This is a genomic window from Spirillospora sp. NPDC029432 (assembly GCF_040703975.1).
Lineage (GTDB): Bacteria > Actinomycetota > Actinomycetes > Streptosporangiales > Streptosporangiaceae > Spirillospora.
In genome coordinates this window covers 1-24,168 of sequence record NZ_JBEZWH010000093.1, presented here as the reverse complement: position 1 = coordinate 24,168, position 24,168 = coordinate 1, and the positions used below count along the sequence as shown (strand labels likewise).

23 protein-coding genes are annotated in these 24,168 nt (G+C 73.4%); 4 read left to right on the top strand and 19 right to left on the bottom strand.

Annotation, left to right across the window (positions count from 1 at the left end):
* Positions 1-503: 503 nt before the first annotated feature.
* The 10 genes from tyrS to argC form a co-directional block, all read right to left on the bottom strand.
* Positions 504-1,778: a tyrosine--tRNA ligase gene (gene tyrS / locus AB0881_RS38470; protein ID WP_366625383.1), complete on the bottom strand. Its 1,275-nt coding sequence runs from the start codon at positions 1,776-1,778 to the stop codon at positions 504-506.
* A 77-nt stretch (positions 1,779-1,855) separates the two neighbouring features.
* Positions 1,856-2,251: a hypothetical protein gene (locus AB0881_RS38465; protein WP_366625377.1), complete on the bottom strand. Its 396-nt coding sequence runs from the start codon at positions 2,249-2,251 to the stop codon at positions 1,856-1,858.
* 11 nt (positions 2,252-2,262) lie between these two features.
* Complete coding sequence (locus tag AB0881_RS38460) at positions 2,263-2,874, bottom strand: DNA-3-methyladenine glycosylase (RefSeq protein WP_366625375.1); 612 nt, start codon at positions 2,872-2,874, stop codon at positions 2,263-2,265.
* 13 nt (positions 2,875-2,887) lie between these two features.
* The gene (argH, locus tag AB0881_RS38455) at positions 2,888-4,303 is read right to left on the bottom strand and encodes an argininosuccinate lyase (protein WP_366625373.1); all 1,416 of its coding nucleotides are present in this window, start codon (positions 4,301-4,303) and stop codon (positions 2,888-2,890) included.
* Positions 4,304-4,439: 136 nt separating this feature from the next.
* Entirely contained in the window at positions 4,440-4,964 is a 525-nt protein-coding gene (locus AB0881_RS38450) for an arginine repressor (RefSeq protein ID WP_366625371.1), read from the bottom strand.
* A 10-nt stretch (positions 4,965-4,974) separates the two neighbouring features.
* Entirely contained in the window at positions 4,975-5,886 is a 912-nt protein-coding gene (argF, locus tag AB0881_RS38445; RefSeq protein WP_366625369.1) for an ornithine carbamoyltransferase, read from the bottom strand.
* Positions 5,887-5,889: 3 nt separating this feature from the next.
* Positions 5,890-7,092: an acetylornithine transaminase gene (locus AB0881_RS38440; protein WP_366625381.1), complete on the bottom strand. Its 1,203-nt coding sequence runs from the start codon at positions 7,090-7,092 to the stop codon at positions 5,890-5,892.
* 2 nt (positions 7,093-7,094) lie between these two features.
* Positions 7,095-8,030 (bottom strand): acetylglutamate kinase, encoded by a 936-nt coding sequence (argB, locus tag AB0881_RS38435; RefSeq protein ID WP_366625367.1) that lies wholly within the window; start codon positions 8,028-8,030, stop codon positions 7,095-7,097.
* Between the two features lie 23 nt (positions 8,031-8,053).
* Positions 8,054-9,211 carry a bifunctional glutamate N-acetyltransferase/amino-acid acetyltransferase ArgJ gene (gene argJ / locus AB0881_RS38430; RefSeq protein WP_366625365.1) on the bottom strand — a complete coding sequence of 386 codons (1,158 nt, stop codon included), beginning with the start codon at positions 9,209-9,211 and terminating at the stop codon, positions 8,054-8,056.
* Entirely contained in the window at positions 9,208-10,236 is a 1,029-nt protein-coding gene (gene argC / locus AB0881_RS38425; RefSeq protein WP_366625363.1) for an N-acetyl-gamma-glutamyl-phosphate reductase, read from the bottom strand. Before argC ends, argJ begins: the two co-directional genes overlap by 4 nt.
* A gap of 142 nt (positions 10,237-10,378) precedes the next feature.
* Between argC and AB0881_RS38420 the strand changes: the two genes are divergently transcribed.
* From AB0881_RS38420 to AB0881_RS38410, 3 genes are read left to right on the top strand one after another with little or no spacing between them, the layout of a single operon-like run.
* A complete protein-coding gene (locus AB0881_RS38420) occupies positions 10,379-10,921 on the top strand; it encodes a MarR family transcriptional regulator (protein WP_366625361.1) in 543 nt (180 codons plus the stop codon).
* Positions 10,922-10,943: 22 nt separating this feature from the next.
* A complete protein-coding gene (locus AB0881_RS38415; protein WP_366625359.1) occupies positions 10,944-11,930 on the top strand; it encodes an ATP-binding cassette domain-containing protein in 987 nt (328 codons plus the stop codon).
* On the top strand, positions 11,930-12,838 hold the full coding sequence (locus AB0881_RS38410; RefSeq protein WP_366625357.1) for an ABC transporter permease: 909 nt from the start codon (positions 11,930-11,932) through the stop codon (positions 12,836-12,838). Before AB0881_RS38415 ends, AB0881_RS38410 begins: the two co-directional genes overlap by 1 nt.
* A 63-nt stretch (positions 12,839-12,901) precedes the next feature.
* On the opposite strand, the gene AB0881_RS38405 is transcribed toward AB0881_RS38410, so the two are convergent.
* From AB0881_RS38405 to infC, 9 genes are all read right to left on the bottom strand, one after another.
* The gene (locus tag AB0881_RS38405; protein WP_366625356.1) at positions 12,902-14,533 is read right to left on the bottom strand and encodes an ABC-F family ATP-binding cassette domain-containing protein; all 1,632 of its coding nucleotides are present in this window, start codon (positions 14,531-14,533) and stop codon (positions 12,902-12,904) included.
* A 341-nt stretch (positions 14,534-14,874) separates the two neighbouring features.
* The gene (gene pheT, locus AB0881_RS38400) at positions 14,875-17,364 is read right to left on the bottom strand and encodes a phenylalanine--tRNA ligase subunit beta (protein ID WP_366625354.1); all 2,490 of its coding nucleotides are present in this window, start codon (positions 17,362-17,364) and stop codon (positions 14,875-14,877) included.
* Positions 17,364-18,473, bottom strand: coding sequence for a phenylalanine--tRNA ligase subunit alpha (gene pheS, locus AB0881_RS38395; protein WP_366625352.1), 1,110 nt, complete (start codon positions 18,471-18,473; stop codon positions 17,364-17,366). Before pheS ends, pheT begins: the two co-directional genes overlap by 1 nt.
* Positions 18,474-18,588: 115 nt before the next feature.
* Positions 18,589-19,626, bottom strand: a complete 1,038-nt coding sequence (locus AB0881_RS38390; protein ID WP_366625350.1) for an ATP-binding protein — start codon at positions 19,624-19,626, stop codon at positions 18,589-18,591.
* A 228-nt stretch (positions 19,627-19,854) separates the two neighbouring features.
* Positions 19,855-20,352 carry an STAS domain-containing protein gene (locus AB0881_RS38385; RefSeq protein ID WP_366625348.1) on the bottom strand — a complete coding sequence of 166 codons (498 nt, stop codon included), beginning with the start codon at positions 20,350-20,352 and terminating at the stop codon, positions 19,855-19,857.
* Positions 20,353-20,597: 245 nt separating this feature from the next.
* Positions 20,598-21,422, bottom strand: coding sequence for an RNA methyltransferase (locus AB0881_RS38380; RefSeq protein WP_366625346.1), 825 nt, complete (start codon positions 21,420-21,422; stop codon positions 20,598-20,600).
* Between the two features lie 22 nt (positions 21,423-21,444).
* Positions 21,445-21,822, bottom strand: coding sequence for a 50S ribosomal protein L20 (rplT, locus tag AB0881_RS38375; RefSeq protein WP_366625344.1), 378 nt, complete (start codon positions 21,820-21,822; stop codon positions 21,445-21,447).
* Positions 21,823-21,892: 70 nt separating this feature from the next.
* Positions 21,893-22,087, bottom strand: a complete 195-nt coding sequence (gene rpmI, locus AB0881_RS38370) for a 50S ribosomal protein L35 (protein WP_197012720.1) — start codon at positions 22,085-22,087, stop codon at positions 21,893-21,895.
* Positions 22,088-22,318: 231 nt separating this feature from the next.
* Entirely contained in the window at positions 22,319-22,894 is a 576-nt protein-coding gene (infC, locus tag AB0881_RS38365; RefSeq protein ID WP_366625379.1) for a translation initiation factor IF-3, read from the bottom strand.
* A 556-nt stretch (positions 22,895-23,450) separates the two neighbouring features.
* On the opposite strand from infC, the gene AB0881_RS38360 reads away from it, so the two are divergent.
* Positions 23,451-24,168 (top strand): NUDIX domain-containing protein (locus AB0881_RS38360; RefSeq protein ID WP_366625342.1); only part of this gene is annotated, 718 nt, incomplete at its 3' end.

Sequence of the window (24,168 nt, the reverse complement as noted above, 5' to 3'; positions counted from 1 at the left end):
CAATCAGTGGCCACGGGGTGGTCCGGTCACCAATGAACCGGACCGATAAAGGCACTGGCTTTTAACACGCTGTTGAGTTCTCAAGAAACGGACACCCACCGCGCCCGACCCACTCTCGCGGGTCCGTACTCCGGGGCAACCCTTCAAGCCTATCCGATTCGTCCGATTTGTCAAACTTCGTCCGATCCGGTGTCCCCCGCAGTCCGAACGGCGCGGAGGAGATCCGCGCTGCCGGTCTGTGGAGTTCCCCTCGGGCCGGCCGCCTCCCGGCGTCCCGCTCCCCTTGGGGCAGGTAGAACATTAGATCCGTCCGGCAACACCGTCAAATCGGCGCGCCGGGACGCATAACCCCAGGTGAAGCCCGGGTTTCGTGGGTCTGCGACGACCCCGGGCGGTCCTCGTGACCGCACTGTGACGTTTGGACGGCCAAAGATTTGCCCGGGATGCGAAGAGCGCCCGCCCAGCATGAGCCGGGCGGGCGCTCTCGGCGCTCGTAACGAGGGTCAGGCCGGCACGACCTCCACGCCCCCGATGTTGCGCTTCCCGCGCCGCAGCACCAGGAAGCGGCCGTGCAGGAGGTCCGACGCCGCCGGGACGGCGTCCTCCGACTCGACCTTGGCGTTGTTCAGGTACGCGCCGCCCTGGGCGATCGCCCGCCGGGCCTCGGACTTGCTCTTGCACAGGCCCGAGCCGGCCAGGAGGTCGACCACGGACGGGAGCTCGCCCGGCGGCACCTCGGTACGGGGCACCTCGGCCAGGGCCGACCTGAGGGTGCGCTCGTCCAGGTCCTCCAGGGCGCCCTGCCCGAACAGGGCGCGCGAGGCCGCGACCACGCGGTCGGTCTCGCCGGCGCCGTGCACCATCGTGGTCATCTCCTCGGCCAGCGCCCGCTGCGGAATGCGGGCGGCGGGCCGGTCGGTGCCCTGCTTGACGAGGTCCTCGATCTCCTCCCGGGTGCGGAAGCTGAAGACCTTGAGGAACTTGGCGATGTCGCGGTCGTCGGCGTTGAACCAGAACTGGTAGAACGCGTACGGCGAGGTCAGCTCAGGGTCGAGCCAGTACGTCTCGCCGCCGGCGGTCTTGCCGAACTTCGTCCCGTCGGCCTTGGTCAGCAGCGGCGTGGTGAGGGCGTGCGCCGTGGTCCCCTCGACGCGCCTGATCAGGTCGGCGCCGGCCGTGAGGTTGCCCCACTGGTCGTTGCCGCCGGTCTGCAGGACGCAGCCGTACCGCCGGTGCAGTTCCAGGTAGTCCATCGACTGGAGGAGCACGTAGCTGAACTCGGTGTAGCTGATCCCCGACTCCAGGCGGCTCCTGACCGTCTCGCGGGCCAGCATGCGGTTCACGGGGAAGTGCTTGCCGATGTCGCGCAGGAACTCGATGACCGTCATGGGCCCGGTCCAGTCAAGGTTGCTGACCATGGTGGCGGAGTTGGGCGCGTCACCGAAGTCCAGGAAGCGGGAGACCTGGCCGTGGATGCGCTCGACCCAGCCGGCGACGGTCTCCTCGGAGTTCAGGACGCGTTCCACGCTCTTGCCGCTGGGGTCGCCGATCAGCCCGGTGGCGCCGCCGACCAGCCCGATGGGCCGGTGCCCGGCCCGCTGGAAGCGCTTGAGCATCAGGATCTGGATCAGGTTGCCCAGGTGCAGGGACGGCGCGGTCGGGTCGAACCCGCAATAGAGCGTGACCGGCCCCGCGGCGAGCGTAGCCCGCAGTTCGTCCAGATCGGTGGACTGCGCGATGAGATCGCGCCACGCGAGATCGTCGAGGATGTCGGTCACGTTCTTCCTGCTCTCCACATGCGGGATGTTCCGTCCCCTCAGCCTGCCCGAGGGGACGCCGTTCACGGTAACGCTTTTCAGCGCCCGGACATGAAGTACCGGGCCGGTACGAAGACCTCGTGCCCGGAGTCGAGCCGTGCGCGGAAGCCGGCGGGCTCCCACCGCGTCTCCTTGAAGGCCGGGGCGTCCGCCCCGGTGAATTCCAGCCGTACGAAGTGCCCGTACCCCATCGAGGTGTCCCTGCCTGTATAGAGCTCGTAATGCTCGTCCAGGCCGGGGAGGCCCGTGCGGACCCGCACGATCCCCGCGTGGTGGACGCTCCCGTCGTCGTACTTGACCGTGCGGGGCTGGGTGTCGCGGGCCACGATGTCGCGGCCGCCGCCGGGGCCGGCCAGGTCGAGGATCAGGAAGGCCACGAGCGCGAGGACGCCGCCCGCCACTGCGCTCGCGATGATCTGCAGGGGTCCGCGCATCGGTGCGCCTCTCAGGATCGGGTCCGCTTGCGGGGGACGTGGGCGCGGTACGGGGAGACGGCCGGGTCGCCGTCGATCCAGAAGCGCCAGGGGGTCTCCTTGGCGCCGTTCACCCCGGTACGGGGGCCGGTCCTGATCAGGGACGGGTCGGCGGGCTCGCCCGGGAGGACGAGCATGGGCCCGCCGGGGGTGCACACGTCCGCGCCGTTCTGCTCGCGGGCGATGCCGAGGGCCACGCACAGCCGCGCCGGGCCGCGGGCCAGGTCGCGTTCGGTGGAGCGGGGCCGCCGCTCCCGCGCCGCCTCCAGCCCGGAGACGACCTGGCCCGCGCGGAGGAGGACGGCCGAGGCCGTGCCCTCCTCCGCGCAGACGAGGTTGACGCAGTAGTGCATGCCGTACGTGAAGTACACGTAGGCGTGGCCGGGCGGCCCGAACATCACCTCGGTGCGCGGCGTGCGGCCCCGGTAGGCGTGCGAGGCGGGGTCGAGGGGCCCGGCGTAGGCCTCGACCTCGGTGAGCCGGACGGCGACGCCGCCGTGGACGAGGACGCGGCCGAGGAGGTCGGGGGCGACCTCGTCCACCGGGCGGTCGAAGAAGGCGCGGGGCAGGGGGGAGCCGGTCATCGGCCTACTCGGCCTACTCGGAGCCCGCGGCCCAGGCGGCGTGCTCGTCGGCGAGGCCGCGCAGCGCGGCGATCTGCTCGCGGACGCGGTCGGGGGCGGTGCCGCCGTGCGCCTTGCGGGAGGCGAGCGCGCCCTGGACGTTGAGGACCTCGCGGACGTCGGGGGTCAGGTGCGGGGACACCTTGAGCAGCTCGTCGTCGGTGAGGTCGTCGAAGTCCTTGTCGTTGACCTGGCACCAGACGACGAGGTGGCCGACGACCTCGTGGGCGTCGCGGAAGGCGGTGCCGCGCCGGACGAGGAGCTCGGCGAGGTCGGTGGCCAGGGCGAAGCCGTCGGGGGCGGAGGCCTCCAGGCGCTCGGTGTTGACGCGCATGGTGGCGATCAGGCCGGACATGGCGGGCAGGACGAGCAGCAGCGTCTCGACGGCGTCGAAGGCGCCCTCCTTGTCCTCCTGGAGGTCGCGGTTGTACGTCAGGGGCAGGCCCTTGAGGGTGGTGAGGAGGCCGACGAGGTGGCCGATGAGGCGGCCGGCCTTGCCGCGGGCCAGTTCGGCGACGTCGGGGTTCTTCTTCTGCGGCATGATCGACGACCCGGTGGCGTAGGTGTCGTCCATCTCGATCCAGCGGAACTCCTGGGAGGCCCACAGGCAGATCTCCTCGCCGAGGCGGGAGAGGTGGACGCCGGTCAGGGCGGCGGCGAAGAGGAACTCGGCGACGAAGTCGCGGTCGGCGACGGCGTCCATGGAGTTGGCGGCGGCCGAGTCGAAGCCGAGTTCGGCGGCGGTGGCCTGCGGGTCCAGCGGCAGGGAGGAGCCGGCGAGGGCGCCGGAGCCGAGCGGGGACACGGCGGCGCGGCGGTCCCAGTCGCGGAGCCGGTCGATGTCGCGGGTGAGCGGCTGGACGTGGGCGAGCAGCTGGTGGGAGAACAGCACCGGCTGGGCGTGCTGGAGGTGGGTCATGCCGGGGGCGGCGACGCCGAGGTTGTGCTCGGCCTGGGTGATCAGCGCGGTCTCCAGCTCGACCAGCCGGCTGACGATCTGCCGGACGTGGTCGCGCAGGTAGAGGCGCAGGTCGGTGGCGACCTGGTCGTTGCGGCTGCGGCCGGCGCGCAGCTTGCCGCCGAGGGCGCCGAGGCGCTCCAGGAGGCCGCGTTCGAGGGCGGTGTGGACGTCCTCGTCGGCGACGGTGGGCCGGAAGTCGCCGCTCTTGCAGGCCTCTTCGAGGTCGTCGAGGGCACCGAGCATGCGCTCGAGCTCGTCGTCGGTGAGGAGCCCCGCCCGGTTGAGCACGCGGGCGTGGGCGCGCGAGCCCATCAGGTCGTACGGGGCGAGCCGCCAGTCGAACTGGACGCTCACCGAGAGCCGCGCGAGCGCGTCCGACGGACCGCCTTCGAACCGGCCGCCCCACAGTCGCGTCGGTGCCTTCGTCACGAAAATCCTCTTCTTCCTGTGCTTTTCTGTGTTTCTTAGCTTTCCGAACGGAGGGCGGGCGGCTGCCGCCCGCGATCCCCCACTGTATTGCCACCCGGGGCGCGTCGCGCCGGGTGGGACGCCGTGCCGCCGGGCGCTAGCCGCCGCGCCGTTCGCGTCCCGCGGCCAGGCGCAGCAGCGACTCGGCGAGTTCCTGCCCGCCGGCCGGGTCGCGGGCGATGACCAGGATGGAGTCGTCGCCGGCGACCGTGCCGAGGATGGACGGCCATTCGGCGTGGTCGATGGCCGAGGCCAGGTACTGCGCGGCGCCCGGCGGGGTGCGGACCATGACCAGGTTGGCGGACGCCTCGGCGGAGACGAGCAGTTCGGCGGCCAGCCGGCCGAGCCGGCCGGTGAACGACTCGGCGTCGCCGGTGCCGGTCCGGGCGCGCCGGATGCGCTCGCCGCCCTCCCCGGGGACGGCGTAGATGAGGCTGCCGTCGTCGGCGCGGAGCCGTACCGCGCCGATCTCCACCAGGTCGCGCGACAGGGTGGCCTGGGTGACCTCGACGCCCGCCTCGGCCAGCAGCCGGGCGAGCTCGGCCTGGGAGTGCACCGGTTTGCGGGTGAGCAGGTCGACGACCTTGGCCTGGCGGGCGGTCTTGGTCACGGGGATGGTCATGGCGGTCTTCTTATCGCTCCAGGAGCCAGGCCAGCAACGCCTTCTGGGCGTGCAGCCGGTTCTCGGCCTCGTCCCAGACCACGCTGCGGGGGCCGTCCAGCACGGCGGCGGTGATCTCCTTGCCGCGGTAGGCGGGCAGGCAGTGCAGCACGATCGCCTCGTCGTCGGCGAGGGAAAGCAGCGCCTCGTCGATGGCGTAGGGCTCGTAGAGGGAGGTGTCCTTGCCCTCCTGGCCCATCGAGACCCAGGTGTCGGTGGCCAGGACGTCGGCGCCGGCCGCGGCGTGCTTGGCGTCGGAGGTGACGGTGACCGAGCCGCCGGTGGCCGCCGCGATCTCCGTGGCCTTCGCCACGACGGCGGTGTCGGGCGGGAGCTGTTCGGGGGCGGCGATGCGGACGTGCATGCCGGCGGTGGCGCCGCCGAGCAGGTACGAGTGGGCCATGTTGTTGGCACCGTCGCCGAAGTAGGCGAGGGTGAGGCCGGCGAGTCCGCCCTTGGCCTCCCGGACGGTCTGGAGGTCGGCGAGGATCTGGCAGGGGTGGAACTCGTCGGTCAGCGCGTTGACGACCGGGACGGCGGTGCCCGCGGCCATCTCCTCGATGCGCCGCTGCCCGCCGGTCCGCCACACGATCGCGGACGCCTGCCGTTCCAGCACCCGGGCGGTGTCGGCGATCGACTCGCCGCGGCCGAGCTGGCTGGTCCCGGAGTCGAGGATCAGGGGGTGGCCGCCGAGTTCGGCGATGCCGACGGCGAACGAGATGCGGGTCCGGGTGGAGGGCTTGTCGAACAGCACCGCGACGGTGCGGGGGCCCTCCAGCGGCCGGTGCGCGAACCGGTCCGCCTTCATGGCGGCGGCCAGTTCCAGCACCTCGGCCTGCTCGGCGGGGGTGAGGTCGTCGTCGCGCAGGAAGTGCCGCACCATCGGTCAGTCCTCCTTCTCGGCCGCGGCGTCCAGGATCGCCGGGAGGGCGCCGGTGAACGAACCGGCCTGTTCGGGCGTGAGGATGAGGGGCGGGGCGAGCCTGATCGCGTCCGGCTGGACGGCGTTGACCAGGAAGCCGGCGTCGCGGGCCGCGGCCTCCACGGCGGCGGCGCGGGGGCCGTCCAGGACGAGGGCGCGCCAGAGCCCGCGGCCGCGCACGCCCTTCAACAGCTGGTGCCGGGTCGCGGTGATCCCGGCGGCCAGCCGCTCGCCGACGTCGGTGACGCGGTCGAGGAGGCCGTCGCGCTCGATGGTCCCGATCACCGCGAGCGCGGCGGCGGCGCTCACCGGGTTGCCGCCGAAGGTGCTGCCGTGGTCGCCCTTGGCGAAGATCGCGCCGTGCTCGCCGAAGGCGACGCAGGCGCCGATCGGGAGGCCGCCGCCCAGACCCTTGGCGAGGGTGAGGATGTCGGGCGTGGCGTCCGCGAGCTCGTGCCGGAACGCGAACCATGTTCCGGTGCGGCCGACGGCGGACTGGATCTCGTCGGCGACGAGCAGCGCGCCGGTGGCGTCGCAGATCTCCCGGGCGGCGGCGAAGTAGCCGTCCGGGGGCGGGACGACGCCGGCTTCGCCCTGCGTGGGCTCCAGGAAGACGGCGGCGCAGTCGCCGGTCACGGCGGCCTTGAGCGCGTCGGCGTCACCGTACGGGACGAACCTGACGTCCAGTGCGAACGGCCCGAACGGCTCCCGGATGGAGTCCTTGCCGGTCAGCGCGAGGGCGCCCATGCTGCGGCCGTGGAAGCCGTTCTCGGTCGCGACGAAGTAGGAGCGCCCGCTGCTCTTGCCGTACTTGATGGCGAGCTTGAGCGCGGCCTCGTTGGCCTCGGTGCCGCTGTTGGCCAGGAACACCCGGGCGTCGGCGTCCAGCAGCTCGCGGAGCTTCTCGGCCAGCCGCACCTCGGGCTCGTGCAGGAAGAGGTTGGAGGTGTGCGCGATGCCGGCGACCTGGGCGGTGACCGCCTCCACCAGGGCCGGGTGGCCGTGGCCGAGGCTGCTCACCGCGATGCCGGCGATCAGGTCGAGGTAGGCGTTGCCGTCCACGTCCCAGACCCGGCTGCCCTCGCCGCGCGCGAGCGCCAGCGGCGGCACGCCGTAGTTCGGCATGAACGCCGCCTCGTACCGTTTCCTGAGGTCGTCGTTCCTCACGCTCACGCGACTTCTCCCTCTTCGTTCTCGTCGTTCGCGCCCGCGGCCGCGGCGGGGGCGCCCGGGACGACCATGGTGCCGACGCCCTCGTCGGTGAAGACCTCCAGCAGGATCGAGTGCGGGACGCGGCCGTCCAGCACGTGCGCCTGCGGGACGCCGCCGCGGACGGCGTGCAGGCACGCCTCCATCTTCGGCACCATGCCCGAGGTCAGCTCGGGCAGCAGCGCGGCCAGTTCGTCGGCGGTCAGGCTGTCGATCACGTCGTCGCTGTCGGGCCAGTCGGCGTACAGGCCCTCGACGTCGGTCAGCACGACCAGCTTGGTGGCGTCCAGCGCCACCGCGAGCGCGGCGGCGGCGGTGTCGGCGTTGACGTTGTAGACCTCGCCGTCGTCGCCGCGGGCGACGCTGGAGACCACCGGGATCCGGCCGTCGTCCAGCAGCGCCCGGACCGCGCCGACCTGGACCTCGACGATCTCGCCGACCTGGCCGATGTCGACCGGCTCGCCGTCCACGACGGCGTGCTTGCGCTCGGCGGTGAACAGGTTCGCGTCCTCGCCCGACATCCCGACGCCGAACGCGCCGTGCCGGTTGAGCAGGCCCACCACGTCCCGGTTGACCTGGCCGACCAGGACCATCCGGACGACCTCCATGGCCTCCGGCGTGGTGACGCGCAGCCCGGCGGTGAAGCTGGACTCGATCCCGGCCCGTTCCAGCGCGGCGTTGATCTGCGGCCCGCCGCCGTGCACGATCACCGGCCGCAGCCCGGCGTACCGGAGGAACACCACGTCCTCGGCGAACGAGGCGCGCAGCGACTCGTCGGTCATCGCGTGCCCGCCGTACTTGATCACGACGGTGGCGCCGTGGAAGCGCTCCAGCCACGGCAGCGCCTGGATCAGGGTGCCGGCCTTCTCCAGCACCCCGGCCCTGTTCTTGCGCATCCGAGCGCCGCTCGTCACGCCGCTCACGTGCTGTACGCCGAGTTCTCGTGGACGTAGTCGGCCGTGAGGTCGGTGGTCCAGACGGTGGCGCTGTGCGGGCCGGCCGAGAGGTCGACGGTGATCGTCACGTCGCGGGGGCGCAGGTCGACCTTGTCGCGGTCGTCGCCGACCGAGCCGTTCCGGCAGACCCAGACGCCGTTGATGGCCACGTTGAGCTGGTCGGGCTCGAAGGCGGCGTCGGTGGTGCCGACGGCCGACAGGACCCGGCCCCAGTTGGGGTCCTCGCCGTGGATGGCGCACTTGAGGAGGTTGTTGCGGGCGATGGAGCGGCCGACGGTGACGGCGTCGTCCTCGCTGCCGGCGCCGACGACCTCGATGGCGATGGCCTTGGACGCGCCCTCGGCGTCCACCAGCAGCTGCCGGGTGAGGTCGGCGGCGACCTCGGTGAGCAGCGCGGTGAACTCGGCCTCGTCCGGGGTCACCTCGGCGGCGCCGGACGCCATGAGCAGCACGGTGTCGTTGGTGGACATGCAGCCGTCGGCGTCCAGCCGGTCGAGGGTGACGCCGGTGGCGGCGCGCAGCGCACGGTCGAGGGCGGCGGCGTCCAGGTCGGCGTCGGTGGTGATCACGCAGAGCATGGTGGCGAGGGAGGGGGCCAGCATGCCGGCGCCCTTGGCCATCCCGCCGATCATGTAGCCGCCGTCGCCCTGCCGGAACGCGATCTTCGCGACGGTGTCGGTGGTGCGGATGGCGTCCGCGGCGGCGAGCCCGCCGTCGCCGCGCGACAGGGCGGCGGCCGCGGTGTCGACGCCCGGCAGCAGGCTGTCCATGGGCAGCCGCTCGCCGATGAGGCCGGTGGAGCAGACCGCGATCTCCCCGGCCGAGTCCTGGAGGGCCCCGGCGACCTTCTCGGCGGTCGCGTGGGTGTCCTGGAAGCCGGGCGCGCCGGTGCAGGCGTTGGCGCCGCCGGAGTTGAGCACCACCGCGCGCAGCCTGCCGCCCTTGAGGACCTGCTCGGACCACAGGACCGGCGCGGCCTTCACCCGGTTGCGGGTGAAGACGCCGGCCGCGGCGCGGGACGGCCCGTCGTTGACGACCAGGGCGAGGTCGCGGGTTCCGCTGTCCTTCAGGCCGGCGACGACGCCGGCGGCGCGGAACCCTCTGGGTGCGGTGACGCTCAAGGGGACACTCCGATCGTGGTGAGACCGAGCCGTTCGGGCAGGCCGAGGGCGAGGTTGGCGCTCTGCACCGCTCCCCCGCCGGTGCCCTTGGTGAGGTTGTCGATGGCGGCGACCACGACGGCGCGGCCGGCGCGCTCGTCGTGGGCGACCTGGATCAGGGCGGTGTTGGCGCCGAGCGTCATCGCCGTCGACGGCCACTGGCCCGCGGGCAGCAGGCCGACGAACGGCTCGCCCTCGTAGGCCAGGCCGTACGCGTCGCGCAGGGTCTCCAGCGTGACGCCGGGCCGGGTGCGGGCCGAGCAGGTGGCCAGGATGCCGCGGCTCATCGGCGCCAGCGTGGGGGTGAACGAGACCGTGACCGGCTCGCCCGCCACCCCGCTCAGGTTCTGGATCATCTCCGGGGTGTGCCGGTGCACGCCGCCGACGCCGTACGGGCTCATCGCGCCCATGACCTCGCTGCCCAGCAGGTGCGGCTTCAGCGCGCGGCCCGCGCCGGAGGTGCCGGAGGCGGCGACCACGACGACGTCCGGCTCGACCAGCCCGGCCAGGAACGCCGGGAACATCGCCAGCGTGACCGCGGTCGGGTAGCAGCCGGGCACCGCGATCCGCCTGGTGCCGGCGAGCGCCTCGCGCTGCCCGGGCAGCTCGGGCAGGCCGTACGGCCAGGTCCCGGCGTGCGGGCTGCCGTAGAACTCCGTCCAGTCGGCGGCGTCGGCCAGCCGGAAGTCGGCGCCGCAGTCGATGACGAGCGTGTCGTCGCCGAGTTCGGCGGCCAGCGGCCCGGACTGCCCGTGCGGCAGTGCCAGGAACACCGCGTCGTGCCCGGCGAGCGTGTCCGGGGTGGTCTCCTCCAGGACGCGGCCGGCCAGGGATCGCAGGTGCGGCTGGTGCGCGCCGAGCTCGGTGCCCGCGTTGGACCCCGCCGTCAGCGTGCCGATCTCGAACTCCGGATGGCCGGCGAGGATGCGCAGCACCTCGCCGCCCGCGTACCCGCTGGCGCCGGCGACCGCCGCCTTGATGCCCATGGTGTCCGTCTCACCTTCCCCGATGCTTGGTAAGCAAGAGTATGCATGAGCCTGGATGAATATCCAAATTAATGATCCTCCCAGCGCAACTTAGGGATCTAATGTTTTGACGGCTAATAATAAGCCGTCTAATGTCCTCCCCATGGAGACGCCAGATCACGGACTCGTGGACCTCACGCCGGCCGGGCCGGTGGACGAGTGGCCCACCGGCCGGCTGTTCGCCGCCGCGGCCAAGCTCTGGGGCCCGGTGATGTGGCGGGTGATCGACCAGCACGGCATCAGCCCGGCCGGGTTCCTCATCCTGCGCTCGCTCATCGGACGCGACGGGCAGCGCCCCGGCGAGCTGGCCCGGCAGATGATGATCACGCCCGCCTCGGTCACGTCGGTGATCGGCACCCTGGAGCGCAACGGCCACGTGGAGCGGCGCCGCGACCCCACCGACCGGCGTGCCGTGCTCGTCCACATCACCGGCTCCGGCCGCCGGCTGGCCGTCGAGAGCGGCCAGGAGCTGGCCCAGGACCTCCGGCGCTTCTACGTGATCGACGAGGCCGACGAGCCGGCCGTCCGCCGGTTCCTGATCCAGCTGATCGACAGGTTCCGCGCCTACTCCGGCGACGGCGAGCCGGACGCGCCGGACGCGCCGGACGGGCCGGACGGGCCGGACGGGCCGCGCGCCGGCCGCTGACCCTGTCACGAGAGGAGAAGACGTGACCACACCCCCCGAGGGCGCGCCGGACGGCGGACCGCCCGTCGCCGTGCGCACCACCGGACTCCGCAAGACCTACTCCGGCCCGCGCGGCGACGTGCCGGCCGTCCAGGGCGTCGACCTGGAGGTCGCGCAGGGCGAGTTCTTCGGCCTGCTCGGGCCCAACGGCGCCGGCAAGTCGACCACGATCGGCATGCTCACCACCCTCGTGCTGCCCACCGCCGGGACGGCGGAGGTGTGCGGGCTCGACGTCGTCCGCCGGCCCGTGGAGGTCAAGCGCCGGATCGGCATGGTGTCGCAGAACAACACCCTGGACAACGAGCTCGACGCGTTCGAGAACCTGGAGTTCCGCGGCCGCTACTTCGGCATGTCCGGCCGGGACGCCCGCCGCCGGGCCGGCGAGCTGCTGGAGATGTTCAACCTCCAGGACCGCCGCAAGGGCACCCCGTTCGAGCTGTCCGGCGGCCAGGCCAAGCGGCTGATGATCTGCCGCGCGCTGGTGCACCGGCCCGAGGTGCTGTTCCTCGACGAGCCCACCGCCGGCCTGGACCCGCAGAACCGCGTCAACCTCTGGGAGGTGCTGCGCGGCCTGCAGAAGGAGGGCCAGACCATCGTCCTCACCACCCACTACATGGAGGAGGCGGAGGCCCTCTGCGACCGGCTCGCCGTGATCGACCACGGGAAGGTCCTGGCCAGCGGCACCGTGGACGGCCTCAAGGACACCGCCGGCGCCGACACCGTGATCACCGTGTCGTACGACGGGACGCCCCCGGACGCCCTCGGCGCCCTGCGCGAGCGGCCCGGCGTCCAGCGCGTGGAGGTGGCCGGCGAGCAGGTGCGCGTGTTCGCCAGCGAGCCCGACGGCGTCCTGGGCGAGCTGGTGGCGGCCGGTTCGGCCGCCGGGGTCGGCGTCACCGACGCCGCGCAGCTGCGCCCCAGCCTGGAGACCGTGTTCCTCACCCTCACCGGACGGGAGTACCGCGACTGATGGCATCCCGAGAAGCGGCCGCCCAGACCCCTGACGAAGCCCCTGCCGAAGCCGCCGCCGAGACCGCCGCGGACCGGCCCGTTCCGGCGCCGCCGGCCATGCGGCCCACCGTGGCGCGCACGTTCATCGGCATGATGGCCCGCGAGGTGCGGGTCATGCGCAAGAACTTCCTGTCGACGTTCCTGCGGGTGCTGGTCCAGCCGCTGATGTTCGTGTTCGTGTTCGCGTACGTGCTGCCGAAGATCGGCGGCGGGGCGATGGCCATGGGCGGCGGCGCCGGCGCCAACTTCACCACGATCCTGGTGCCCGGCCTGGTCGCCTCGTCGATGGTGATGCAGGCGATGATGGCGGCGATCATGCCGCTGATGATGGAGCTGACCTGGCAGCGCTCCATCACCGACCGCGCGCTGGCGCCGCTGCCCGTCCCGATGCTGGCGATCCAGAAGATCACCGCCGCGGCGGTGCAGGGCCTGGTGGGCGGGCTGCTGGTCTTCCCCGCGGTGCTGTACATCCACGCCGACGGCCAGGAGCCGCAGGTCCACGTCGCCAGCTGGCCGGTGCTGATCATGGCGATGGCGGTCGGCTCGCTGCTGGCCGCCTCGGGCGGGCTGCTGCTCGGCACGCTGATCGATCCGCAGAAGGCGCAGATCCTGTTCACGGTGATCCTGCTGCCGGTCACGATGCTCGGCTGCGTCTACTACCCGTGGTCGGCGCTGGAGGACATCCGCTGGCTGCAGATCGCGAGCCTTTTCAACCCGCTGGTGTACGTCAGCGAGGCGCTGCGGGCGGCGCTGACCCCGGGCGTCGGCCACATGCCCACCTGGGCGTTCTCGCTGGCGCTGCTCGGCGGCACCGCCGTGCTCACCTGGTTCGCGACGCGCACGTTCACCAAGCGCGTCCTGACCTGACGCGGGCGGCGAACACGGAACGGGGCGGGGTGCCGCGCACCCCGCCCCGTTCCGCCGCCGGCGTCACATCGGCTCGATCTCGGACAGCCCGGCCTCCTTGTCCAGGCGGAGCCAGCGGGTGATCCCGATGGTCCGCAGGAACGGGACGTCGTGGCTGACCACGATCAGCGCGCCCCGGTAGGCCTCCAGCGCCTCCGCCAGGCGGCGGACGCTGGCCATGTCGAGGTTGTTCGTCGGCTCGTCCAGCATCAGCAGCCGCGGGGCGGGCTCGGCCAGCAGCAGCGAGGCCAGGACCGCCCGGAAGCGCTCCCCGCCCGACAGCGTCCCAGCGGGCCGGTCGGCCCGCGGACCGCGGAACAGGAACCGCGCCAGCCCGGCCCGCACCGTCTGCGGCGACGCCGACGGCGCGAACACCCGCACGTTGTCGACCACGCTGAGCTTGTCGTCCAGGACGTCCAGCCGCTGCGGCAGGTACCGGACGCCGTCGACACCGATCCTCACCCGGAGGTCCGCGCCCGGCCCCTCGCCGAGCAGCGCGCGCAGGAACGTCGTCTTCCCGGCGCCGTTCGGCCCGGTCAGCGCGATCCGCTCCGGCCCCCGGACGATGAGCTCCTCCAGGGAGGCGGGCTCCGCGGCGGGCAGGCCCGAGACGGTGAGGACGGTCCGCCCCGCCGGGACCTCCGTCGCGGGCAGCGCGATCCGGATCTCGGCGTCGGCCCGGACCGCCTCCTCCGCCTCCGACAGCCGGTCGCGGGCGCCCGCCAGCCGGTCCTCGTGCAGCTGCCGGTGCTTGCCGGCCGCCACCTGCGCCTGCCGCTTGCGCTCCTGCATGATGATCTTCGGCTCGCGCTTCTGCTCGTACATCTTGTTCCCGTAGCGGACCCGGCGGGCCAGCTTCACCTGCGCCTCCTCCAGCTCGCGCTTCTGCCGCCGCAGGTCCTGGCCGGCGGCGCGGACGGCGCGCTCGGCCGCCTCCCGCTCCACGGCGAGCAGCTCCTCGTACTCGGTCAGGTTTCCGCCGAACGAGCGCACGCCGCCCTCCCGCAGATCGGCGATCTCGTCGGCGAGGTCGAGCAGCGTCCGGTCGTGGCTCACGACGATCAGCACGCCCGGCCAGGACTCCACCGCGTCGTAGAGCCGCCGGCGCGCGTCCAGGTCGAGGTTGTTGGTCGGCTCGTCCAGGAGCAGCACGTCGGGCCGGGCCAGCAGGCGGCCGGCGAGGCCGGTCATGATCGCCTCACCGCCCGACAGCGTGGCCACCGTGCGGTCCAGCCCGACGGTGTCCAGACCGAGCCGGTCCAGCTCGGCGCGGGCGCGCTCCTCCACGTCCCAGCCGTCGCCGACCGCGGCGAAGTTCTCCTCGGTCGCCTCGCCCCGCTCGATCGCGTGCAGCGCGTCGCGGGTCGCGGTGATGCCGAGCAGGTCCGACACGGTACGGGCGGTGCCGAGCGGGAGCGTCTGCGGCAGGTAGCCGATCTCGCCGGCGACGCTGACCGTCCCCGACGCCGGGCGCAGCTCGCCCGTGATCAGCTTCAGCAGGGTGGACTTGCCCGCGCCGTTGACGCCGATGAGGCCGGTACGGCCGGTGCCGAACGCGGCGTCCAGCCCGTCCAGCACCGTCGTGCCGTCCTCCCAGGCGAACGACAGCTCCGAGCAGACCACCGAGAAGGGGGTCGAGGCAGAAGGAAATGACATGGGCGGCCCTCCAGGACGTACCGGAATCGACAGGACACGTGGAGACACCGCGGAACGCGCAGCGCGCGGGCGAGGAAGGAAGAAGTCGCCCGGGACGAGGGTCCACCGAGGTCACGAACGCGGGCACGCGGGGCGCTTGCTCGAGACGAGCACCCAGAACCGCTGCCACGCGGTGTCTGCGACCTCAGTGCTTCAAAGGACTCCCCAGCCGGACGACGATGTGACGGGTCCAGCGTAGCCGGACATCTAATGCAACACAAGTAGCGTTAAGAAAAATTCCCGGGAACGCGAGAGCGGCCCCGCACCGCAGTGCGAGGCCGCTCCCGGAGAACGCCGGAGGGTCAGCCCCCGCGCTGGACGGCGCCGGTGCGCTCGGCCGCGGCGGCGACGGCCGCGTCCCGGGACGCGCCGGCCTCCTCGGCGGTGAGCGTGCGGTCCGGCGCCCGGAACCGCAGCGAGTAGGCCAGCGACCTGCGCCCCTCCCCCGCCTGCTCGCCGGTGTAGACGTCGAACAGCCGCACCGACTCCAGCAGCTCGCCCGCCCCGTCGCGCAGCGCCGCCTCCACCTCGGCCGCCGGAACGGCCGCGTCGACGACCAGCGCGACGTCCTGCGTGGCGACCGGATACGACGACACGTGCGGCGCCCGCGCCAGGCCCGGGTCGCCGAGCAGGCGCGTCTCCAGCTCCATCGCGCAGGTGCGCGGCGGCAGCCCGTACGCCTTGATCACCCGCGGGTGCAGCTCGCCCGCGTGCCCGACCAGGGTCTCCCCCGCGTACAGCGCGGCGCAGCGGCCCGGATGCCACGGCTCGTGCCGGTCGGCCCGCACCTCGAGCTCGGCGCCGGCCTCGCGGGCCACCGTGCGGGCGGCCTCGATCGCGTCGGCCCAGCCGGCCGGGCGGCCCCCGCCCCACCAGCCGGACGGCTCCCGCTCGCCGGCGAGCACGACGGCGACCCGGTACGGCTGGTCGGGCAGCGCCGCCTCCACCGAGGCGAGCTCCTCGGCCGTCGGCCCGCGGTCCACCGCCGGCCGGGGCGAGCGCGCGGGCGCGCCCTCCCGGGGCCGGAACACCACGCCCTGCTCGTACAGGGCGACGTCGGCGAAGCCGCGGCCCACGTTGCGGGCCAGCGTCTTGAGCAGCCCCGGCAGCAGCGTGGTGCGCAGCAGCGGCTCGTCCTCCGACATCGGGTTGGCCAGCCGCAGCGCCCTGCGGCGCGGGTCGTCGGCCGGGAGCTGGAGGCCGTCCCAGTCCTTCTCGGCGGTGAACGGGTAGCTCAGCACCTCGACGTAGCCGGCCCCGGCCAGCGCCCGGCCGATCCGGCGGCGCAGCCGCTGCCGCGCGGTCAGCCCGCGCCCGGCCACCGGCCGCGGGAGGCGCGACGGGATCGCGTCGTACCCCTCCAGCCGGATGACCTCCTCGGCCAGGTCGTTGGGGTCGGTCAGGTCCGGCCGCCACGACGGCGGCGTCACCGCCAGCGCGTCGCCGTCCCCGGCGGCCCGGACGGCGCAGCCGACCTGCTCCAGCCGCCGCACGACCGCGTCGCGCGCGTACTCGACGCCCGCGACCCGGCCCGGGTGCCCGGCCGCCATCTCGATCGTGACCGTCCCGGCCGGCGCCTCGGCGTGCGTCACGCCCGGCAGGACCTCCGCGCCGCCCAGCTCGGCCAGCATGCGGGCCGCCAGGTACGAGGCGTACAGCGGCAGCTCGCGGTCCACGCCGCGCTCGAACCGGTACGACGCCTCGCTGCGCAGCTTGTGCCGCCGCACCATCCGGGCGGTGCCGATCGCGTCGAAGTGCGCGGCCTCGATGACCATGTCGGCCGACTTCTCGTCGATCTCGGTGGCCAGCCCGCCCATCGCGCCGGCCATCGAGATCGGCCCGGACGCGTCGGTGATCAGGATGTCCTCGGGGTGCAGCTCGCGCCGCACGTGGTCGAGGGTCTCCAGCTCCTCGCCCGCGGCCGCGCGGCGCACCACGATCGGCCCGGTCAGCTTGCCCCGGTCGAACGCGTGCAGCGGCTGCCCGAGCTCCAGCATCAGGTAGTTGGTGATGTCGACCGCCAGCGACACCGGCCGCATCCCCGCGCGGTGCAGGCGCACCCGCATCCGCATCGGGGTCTGCGCGGACGGGTCGAAGCCGCGCACCTCGCGCAGCACGAACCGGTCGCAGGCGGCGGGGTCGGCGATGCTCGCCGGGTACGCCTCGCCCGTCTCAGCCGGCAGCTCGACGGCGACCGGATCGGTGAACGGGACGCCGTAGGCGATCGCGGCCTCGCGGGCGAGCCCGCGGATCGACAGCGCGTAGCCGCGGTCGGGCGTCACCGCGATGTCCAGGACGTCGTCGCGCAGCCCGAGCAGCTCGATCGCGTCGGTGCCGGTGGGCTCGTCGCCGGGCGGCAGCACCAGGATGCCGTCGTGGTCGTCGCCGATGCCCAGCTCCCGGACCGAGCAGATCATGCCCTCGGAGACGTGCCCGTAGGTCTTCCGGGCGCCGATCTTGAAACCGCCGGGCAGCTCGCCGCCGGGCAGGATCACCACGACGCGGTCGCCGACCGCGAAGTTGGTCGCGCCGCACACGATGTTCTGCGGCTCGCCGGTGCCGTTGGCCCGGCCGACGTCGACCTGGCAGTACCGGATCGGCTTCTTGAAGCCGGTCAGCTCCTCGATGGCCAGCACCCGCCCGACCACCAGCGGCCCGGTGATGTCGGCGCCGGCCCGCTCGACGGTCTCGACCTCCAGGCCGGCCGCGATCAGCTTCTCGGCCAGGTCGCGGCCGGTCACGTCGGCGGGGAGCGCCACGTACTCCCGCAGCCAGGAAAGCGGCGCGCGCATCAGATCTCCATCCCGAACGGAAGGGTGAAGCGCACGTCACCCTCCACCATGTCGTGCATGTCCTCGACCCCGTGCCGGAACATCAGCGAGCGCTCCACGCCCAGCCCGAACGCCCAGCCGCTGTAGCGGTCGGGGTCGATCCCGCAGGCCACCAGCACGCGCGGGTTGACCATGCCGCAGCCGCCCAGCTCGATCCAGCCCTCCGAGCCGCAGGTGCGGCACGGCTCGCCGCCCGGCTCGGCGGACGCGCCCCGGCACACGAAGCACTGCATGTCCACCTCGCCCGACGGCTCGGTGAACGGGAAGTAGGACGGGCGGAACCGCGTCGTGAGCCCCTCGCCGAACATGCCCCGGATGAACGCGTCGATGGCGCCGCGCAGGTCGGCCATCGTCAGGCCCTCGTCGACGGCCAGCCCCTCCAGCTGGTGGAAGACCGGGGTGTGCGTGGCGTCCAGCTCGTCGGTGCGGTACGTGCGGCCGGGCGCGACGACGTACACCGGCAGCTCGCGCGACAGCAGCGCGCGGACCTGCACCGGCGAGGTGTGCGTGCGCATCACCAGGTCGGTGTCCTCGCTCTCGACGAAGAACGTGTCCTGCATCGTGCGCGCCGGGTGGTCGGGCTCGAAGTTCAGCGCGTCGAAGTTGAACCAGCCGGCCTCGACCTCGGGCCCCTCGGCGATCTCGAAGCCCATGGAGACGAAGACGTCGGCCATCCGCTCCTGCATGGTGGTCAGCGGGTGCCGGGCGCCGCGCGGCGCGCGGTCCCAGGGCAGCGTGACGTCGACGGTCTCCTCGACCAGCACGCGCTGGTCGCGCTCCTCCTCCAGCTCGGCCTGGCGGGCCTTGAGGGCCTTCGCGACGGCACCGCGGGCGGCGCCGATGCGCTTGCCCGCGTCGGCGCGGGCGGCCGGCGGCAGCGCGCCGATCTCGCGGTTGGCCAGGGCCAGCGGGGAGCGGTCGCCGGCGTGCGCCAGCCGGACCTGCTTGAGCTCGTCGAGGCCGGCCGCCGCGGCGATGGCCGCGAGGGCCTCGTCACGGGCCGCGTCGAGCGCTTCGGGCTGCAACGCGGACACCTCGACGGGGTCGTAGGACTTGTTAGGTGCAGACATGGTGGTGTGAGAACTTCCGGTCGGCGTGGATCGCCCGCAGTCTAGTGGGCGAACGGAAAGGATCCGGAAAAGCCCGCCGGGCCCGGGAAGGAACCTGCCGCGCTGGAGAGCGTGGTCAGGACGCGTAGTCCGGGGCGCCCGCGGGCATGGTAAATCGGAACTCGGCGCCGCCGCCGGGGGCGCGCCGCACCGTGATCGTTCCGCCGTGCGCCTCGACGAGGCCCTTCACGATGTAGAGGCCGAGGCCGGTGCCGCCGCGGCGGTTGCCGCCGGGGCCGCGCCAGAACTGCCGGAACACGCGCTGGACGGCCTCGGGCGGGATGCCCTCGCCCTCGTCGCGTACCGACACGGCGGCCCCCTCCTCATGCGCGTCCGGCTCCACCACGATCGTGACGGTTCCGGCGCCGTGGCGCACCGCGTTTTCCACCAGGTTGCCGAGGATCTGGCCGACCTTGTCGGGGTCGAGCCACATCTCCGGCAGCTCCCCGCGCACCTCGAACCGGAACCGGTCCTCGGGCTCGCCGGCCGCGACCCGGCCCGCGATCACCTTGCGGGTCTCCTCGACCAGGTCGACGACCTGGCGGCGCATCTCCAGCCGGCCGGAGTCGATCCGGGACACGTCCAGCAGCTCGGTGATCAGCCGGGTCACCCGGTCGGCGTCGGCGTTGACCGTCTCCAGCATGACCAGCTTCTGGTCGTCGTTGAAGCGCGCCCACTTGGCCAGCAGCGTGGCGGTGAAGCCCTTGACGCTCGTCAGCGGCGAGCGCAGCTCGTGCGCCACCGTCGACACCAGGTCGGCGCGGTCGCGCTCCTGGCGGGCCCGCTGGACGGCGTCGCGCAGGCACACCGTGAAGCGCCGCACGCGCCCGTCCCGGTCGCGCCGGTACGCGGCGGTCACCAGCAGCTCGCAGCCGCCCGGCAGGAACAGGGACCGCTCGGGGTGGCGGGTCCGGGTGGCCAGGCCGTCGTAGGGCGCCAGGCACTTCCACCAGTCGCGGCCCTCGGCGTCGTGCAGCGGCAGCACGTCGCGAAAGTCGCGGCCGAGCGCCTCGGCGCCGGAGATGCCCGTCATCCGCTCCGCGGCGGCGTTGAACGTGATGACGCGGGCGTCCCCGTCCGCCACCATCAGCCCATCGGGGAGATCGTCGTTCATGTCCTCGTGTACGCAGCGGGAGGCGCCCTCCGCCGAGGGCACGCGGCGAGGCGCGTGCGGGGAGTCGACTCCGCCCACAACGGCCTCCAGACACGGTAGAGCGCGGCCTGTCGAGAAGAGACTCTATCGGCACCGGACCGCCCGGCGGGACCCGTGAAACTCCCCAGGGCAAGGCTTTTGTGGCCCCGGCGGGGAGGACCGGCCGGCGGGCGGCGCCCGGCGCGGCCGCTACCTCGCGGCCGCCGCCGCGGCGGCCAGCGCGTCCTCGACGCCGTCGTACAGGCCGAAGACCCGGTGCAGGCCGGTCACGCGCAGCAGCCGGCGCTGCGGGGGCCGCACCCCCGCCAGCCGGACACCGCCGCCCGCGGCGGCGGCCCGGTTGTGGGCGGCGACCAGCGCGCCCAGGCCGGCGGCGTCGCAGAACGCCACGCCGGCGAAGTCGACCACCAGGTTGCGGTGGCCCGCCGCGTGCAGCTCGATCAGCCGGCCGCGCAGCGCGTCGGCGGTGCGCAGGTCGATCTCGCCGTACACCGCGGCGACCGCCGTGTCCCCGCCCGCCCGCAGCACGGCGACGCCGAAGCCGCCGTCCTCCTCGATCCGGAACGCGGACCCGTCCGGGCCGGCGGCGGCCGGCCCCCGGGCCGGCCGCGGCGCCCCGGCGCGGCAGCGCAGGTCGGGCGCCCGGCGGGCGCGCCTCCTGGCCGCCCTGCCATCGTCGGTCATCATGTCGCCCCCAACTCGCACGGCATCATCGCCGTCCTCGTCAACACCGTAGGGATCCGGGCGGACCCGCGGATCCACCGCCGGGCTGGTATCACGCTCCTCCTCAGGAACGACCCCGGCGCCGCGCCCGCCCCCGCACTTCCCCCGTACGGGGGACCGGCGCGCCATCATTCTCGCAGGTCAGCCCGTTCCGCGTCGGGCAGGAAGCGGCCGGATCCGGCCAGCGGAACGGGAACAGAACGCGGCTCTCACGGCACGGCCCGCGCCCGCTGGGCGCGCGCCGAACCGTACAGGCACACCGCGGCGGCGGTGGCCAGGTTGAGGCTCTCGGCCCGGCCGTAGATCGGCACCCGGACCACGTCGTCGACATGCCGGAGGATCTCCTCCGGCAGGCCCCACGCCTCGTTGCCGAACACCCAGGCGGTGGGCCGCGCCAGCAGCCCCTCGTCCGCGGCGTCGTCCAGGGTGCGCTCGCCGGCGCCGTCGGCCGCCAGCACGGTCAGCCCGGCCGCCTTCAGCTCCGGGATGAGCGTGTCGAAGCGCGGCCCCATCACGACCGGCAGGTGGAACAGGCTCCCGGCCGAGGCCCGCACGCACTTGCCGTTGTACGGGTCGACCGAGGCGTCGGTGAAGACCACCGACTCGGATCCGGCGGCGTCGGCCGTGCGGAGCACGGTGCCCGCGTTGCCCGGGTCGCGGACATGGGCCAGCACGGTCACCAGCTTCGGGGCCGGCGCCAGCGCGGACTCCAGGGGGACGTCGACGAACCCGCAGACCGCCAGCAGCCCCTGGGGGGTGACGGTCTGGGCGAGTTCTGCCATGACCTCGCCGGAGACCCGCAGCACCGGGACGCCCGCCCGTTCGGCGGCGGCCACCAGCTCGGGGTGGCGCGTCTCGGCCTCGGCCGTGGTGAACAGCTCGGCCAGGCCGCCGGGGATCTCCAGGGCCTCCCGCACCGCCTGGGGCCCCTCGGCGAGGAAGCGGCGCTCGCGGCGCCGGAAAGCGCGCTTGGCGAGCCGCCGAGCCGCCTTCACCCGTGGAGACCGGACGGAGGTCAGCTCGCGGCCCGCCATACGGTGAACGCCCGCCCGCCGGTCAGGCGGCCGCGCTGCCCTCGGCGGGCAGCGCGTCCTTGGCGACCTTCACCAGGGCGGCGAAGGCGGGGGCGTCGTTGACGGCCAGCTCGGCCAGCATGCGCCGGTCGACCTCGACCTCGGCGGCCTTGAGGCCCTGGATGAACCGGTTGTAGGTCATCCCGTTGGCGCGGGCCGCGGCGTTGATCCGCTGGATCCACAGGCGGCGGAACTGCCCCTTGCGGTCCTTGCGGTCCCGGAACGCGTAGGTCATCGAGTGGAGCTGCTGCTCCTTGGCCTTGCGGTACAGGCGCGACCGCTGGCCGCGGTAGCCGCTCGACCGCTCCAGGACGACCCGACGCTTCTTGGCGGCGTTGACCGCCCGCTTCACGCGTGCCACGTTTCGAACTCCTTCGTGGGGGCCGGGGCCTCCAGGCCTCGGCCGGTCGTACGGGTTGCTGGGTCGCCGGCTACTTGCGCAGCAGCTTCTTGATGTTCTTGGCGTCGGCCGGGGTCACCACGGCCGGGCCGTCCAGGCGGCGGGTCCGCTTGGTCGGCTTGTGCTCGAGCAGGTGGTTGCGGTTGGCGCGGCGGCGCATCACCTTGCCGGAGCCGGTCAGCTTGAAACGCTTCTTGGCACCGCTGTGGGTCTTGGTCTTCGGCATGGTCGCCGTCGTCTCCCTCGATCTCTTCAGGTCCCTCGCGGCGGGCGCGGAGACGTGCCTGTACGGACGCGCCCCGCTCCGCCGGGTCGGCCGTGCAGCTCGGGCACACCGCCGGACTGGAACGCGTCTGGACAGGCTCAATGTACGTGCGTGACGACCCTGCGAAGCGCAGGATCGGGCCGGGGCGGTCGCGAGCGGCCGCCCCGAGGCGGCCCGGCCGGGGCCGGGCCGTCAGACGGTGTCGGGAGCCTCGCGCTCCGCCTTCGCCGCGGCGCGCTCGGCCTTGGCCTCCGCCTTCTTCTTGTGCGGTCCGATCACCATGATCATATTCCGGCCGTCCAGCTTGGGGTGCGACTCGACGAAACCGAGTTCCTCGACATCGTTGGCCAGCCGCTGCAGCAGCCGGCGCCCCAGCTCGGGCCGCGACTGCTCGCGGCCGCGGAACATGATCGTCACCTTGACCTTGTCCCCGGCCTTCAGGAACCGCACCACGTGACCCTTCTTGGTCTCGTAGTCGTGCGGGTCGATCTTCGGCCGGAGCTTGATCTCCTTGATGATCGTGTGCGCCTGGTTCTTCCGCGCCTCGCGCGCCTTCATCGCGGACTCGTACTTGAACTTGCCGTAGTCCATGAGCCGGGCGACGGGCGGCCGCGCGGTGGGCGCGACCTCGACCAGGTCGAGGTCCGACTCCCGTGCGATTTCCAGGGCCTTGGCGAGCGGCACGATGCCGACCTGTTCGCCGTTCGGGCCGACGAGCCGGACCTCGGGCACGCGAATGCGGTCGTTGATACGCGGTTCAGCGCTGATGGGACCTCCTTGGGGCCGTTCCTGGCGACTTGCACGTCTTGTGCGACCGGTCGTACCCCGGGCCTTCCACGCGAAAAGCCCCGCACGACTCGCATGCGGGGCCACCTCCGGCCGTCGCCGGCGTCCCCCCGGCGCCCGAAGCGCCGGAGACGCCGGCGGAACGGACGCCGCTGCGCCCGTACGCCGGACCGGAACCCACCGGCCTTGCTGGCCGGTCAGGTGGGAGATGGCCTCCGCTTGAGCGCCCCGCGCGAGTGGCCGCGGGCGGCACCAGGGTGCCGCCTCGCTCGCGCCCGCACAGGGCCGGTCGGTTATTCAGCTTATCACCCGCACGGAGTCCGGTGGCCCATGTCATGGCGCCGTTCCGCCCTCCCGTGAATCGGAAGGATGGAACGGAAGGGGCCGGGCGGACCGGGCGGGATGAAAGGCATTCAGAGTACGTGACCGTGACAACATGCCGCCGCTCCCGTTCATTCCCCGTCCCGGTGCCGATTGTTACCGTGGTCACAGCACGGACCGCCGGGTTCGGCAGCACGGAAGGACCGAATCCTTCGCCATGCCCGCATTCAGGACCGATGCCCCTCCGGCCGCCGCCCTGACCGGCTCCCGGCCGCGGCTGGAGTTCGCGCAGAAGGCGTTCATCGCCGACCGCGGCCGGCTGCTCCTGGTCCGCAAGTCCCCGTCCGACCCGCACCACCCGGGGCGCTGGGAGGTGCCCGGCGGGCGGCTGGAGGTGGCCGGCGACGTCGACCTGGACGATCACATCCGCCGCGAGGTGTGGGAGGAGGTCGGCCTGGAGATCGAGCCCGGCCCGCCGTTCCACCTGTGGGAGTGGTTCATGCCCGACCGGCGCGACCGCCGCAGCCGACGGGGCGACCGGGCGCGCGCGGTCCGGGTGGTGGCGGCGGCGCGGCTGTGCCGCCCGGTCACCCGCGAGATCACCCTGGAGAACCAGACGCCCGGCGACCATCTGGTCGATCCCACCTGGGTGCCGCTGGCCGAGCTCGCCGGGTACGACCTGATCCCCAGCCTGCGGCCGGTCATGCGCGCGTTCCTGCTCATGCACCCCGAGGCCGGCCCGCCGGACCTTCCGGAGCCCGATCCCCCGGTGGAACCGCCGGCCGAGCCTCCAGTGGAGCCGCCGGGGAGCCGGCGCGCGGGGACCCTGGAGGTCCCGCTCGCGCCCCCGGTCGCGGAACCCGCCCCCGAGCCGCTCGCCGACCGGCTGCCGGGGGCGCTGCCGCCCGGCGCGCCCGCCCCCGGCTGTGCCCGGC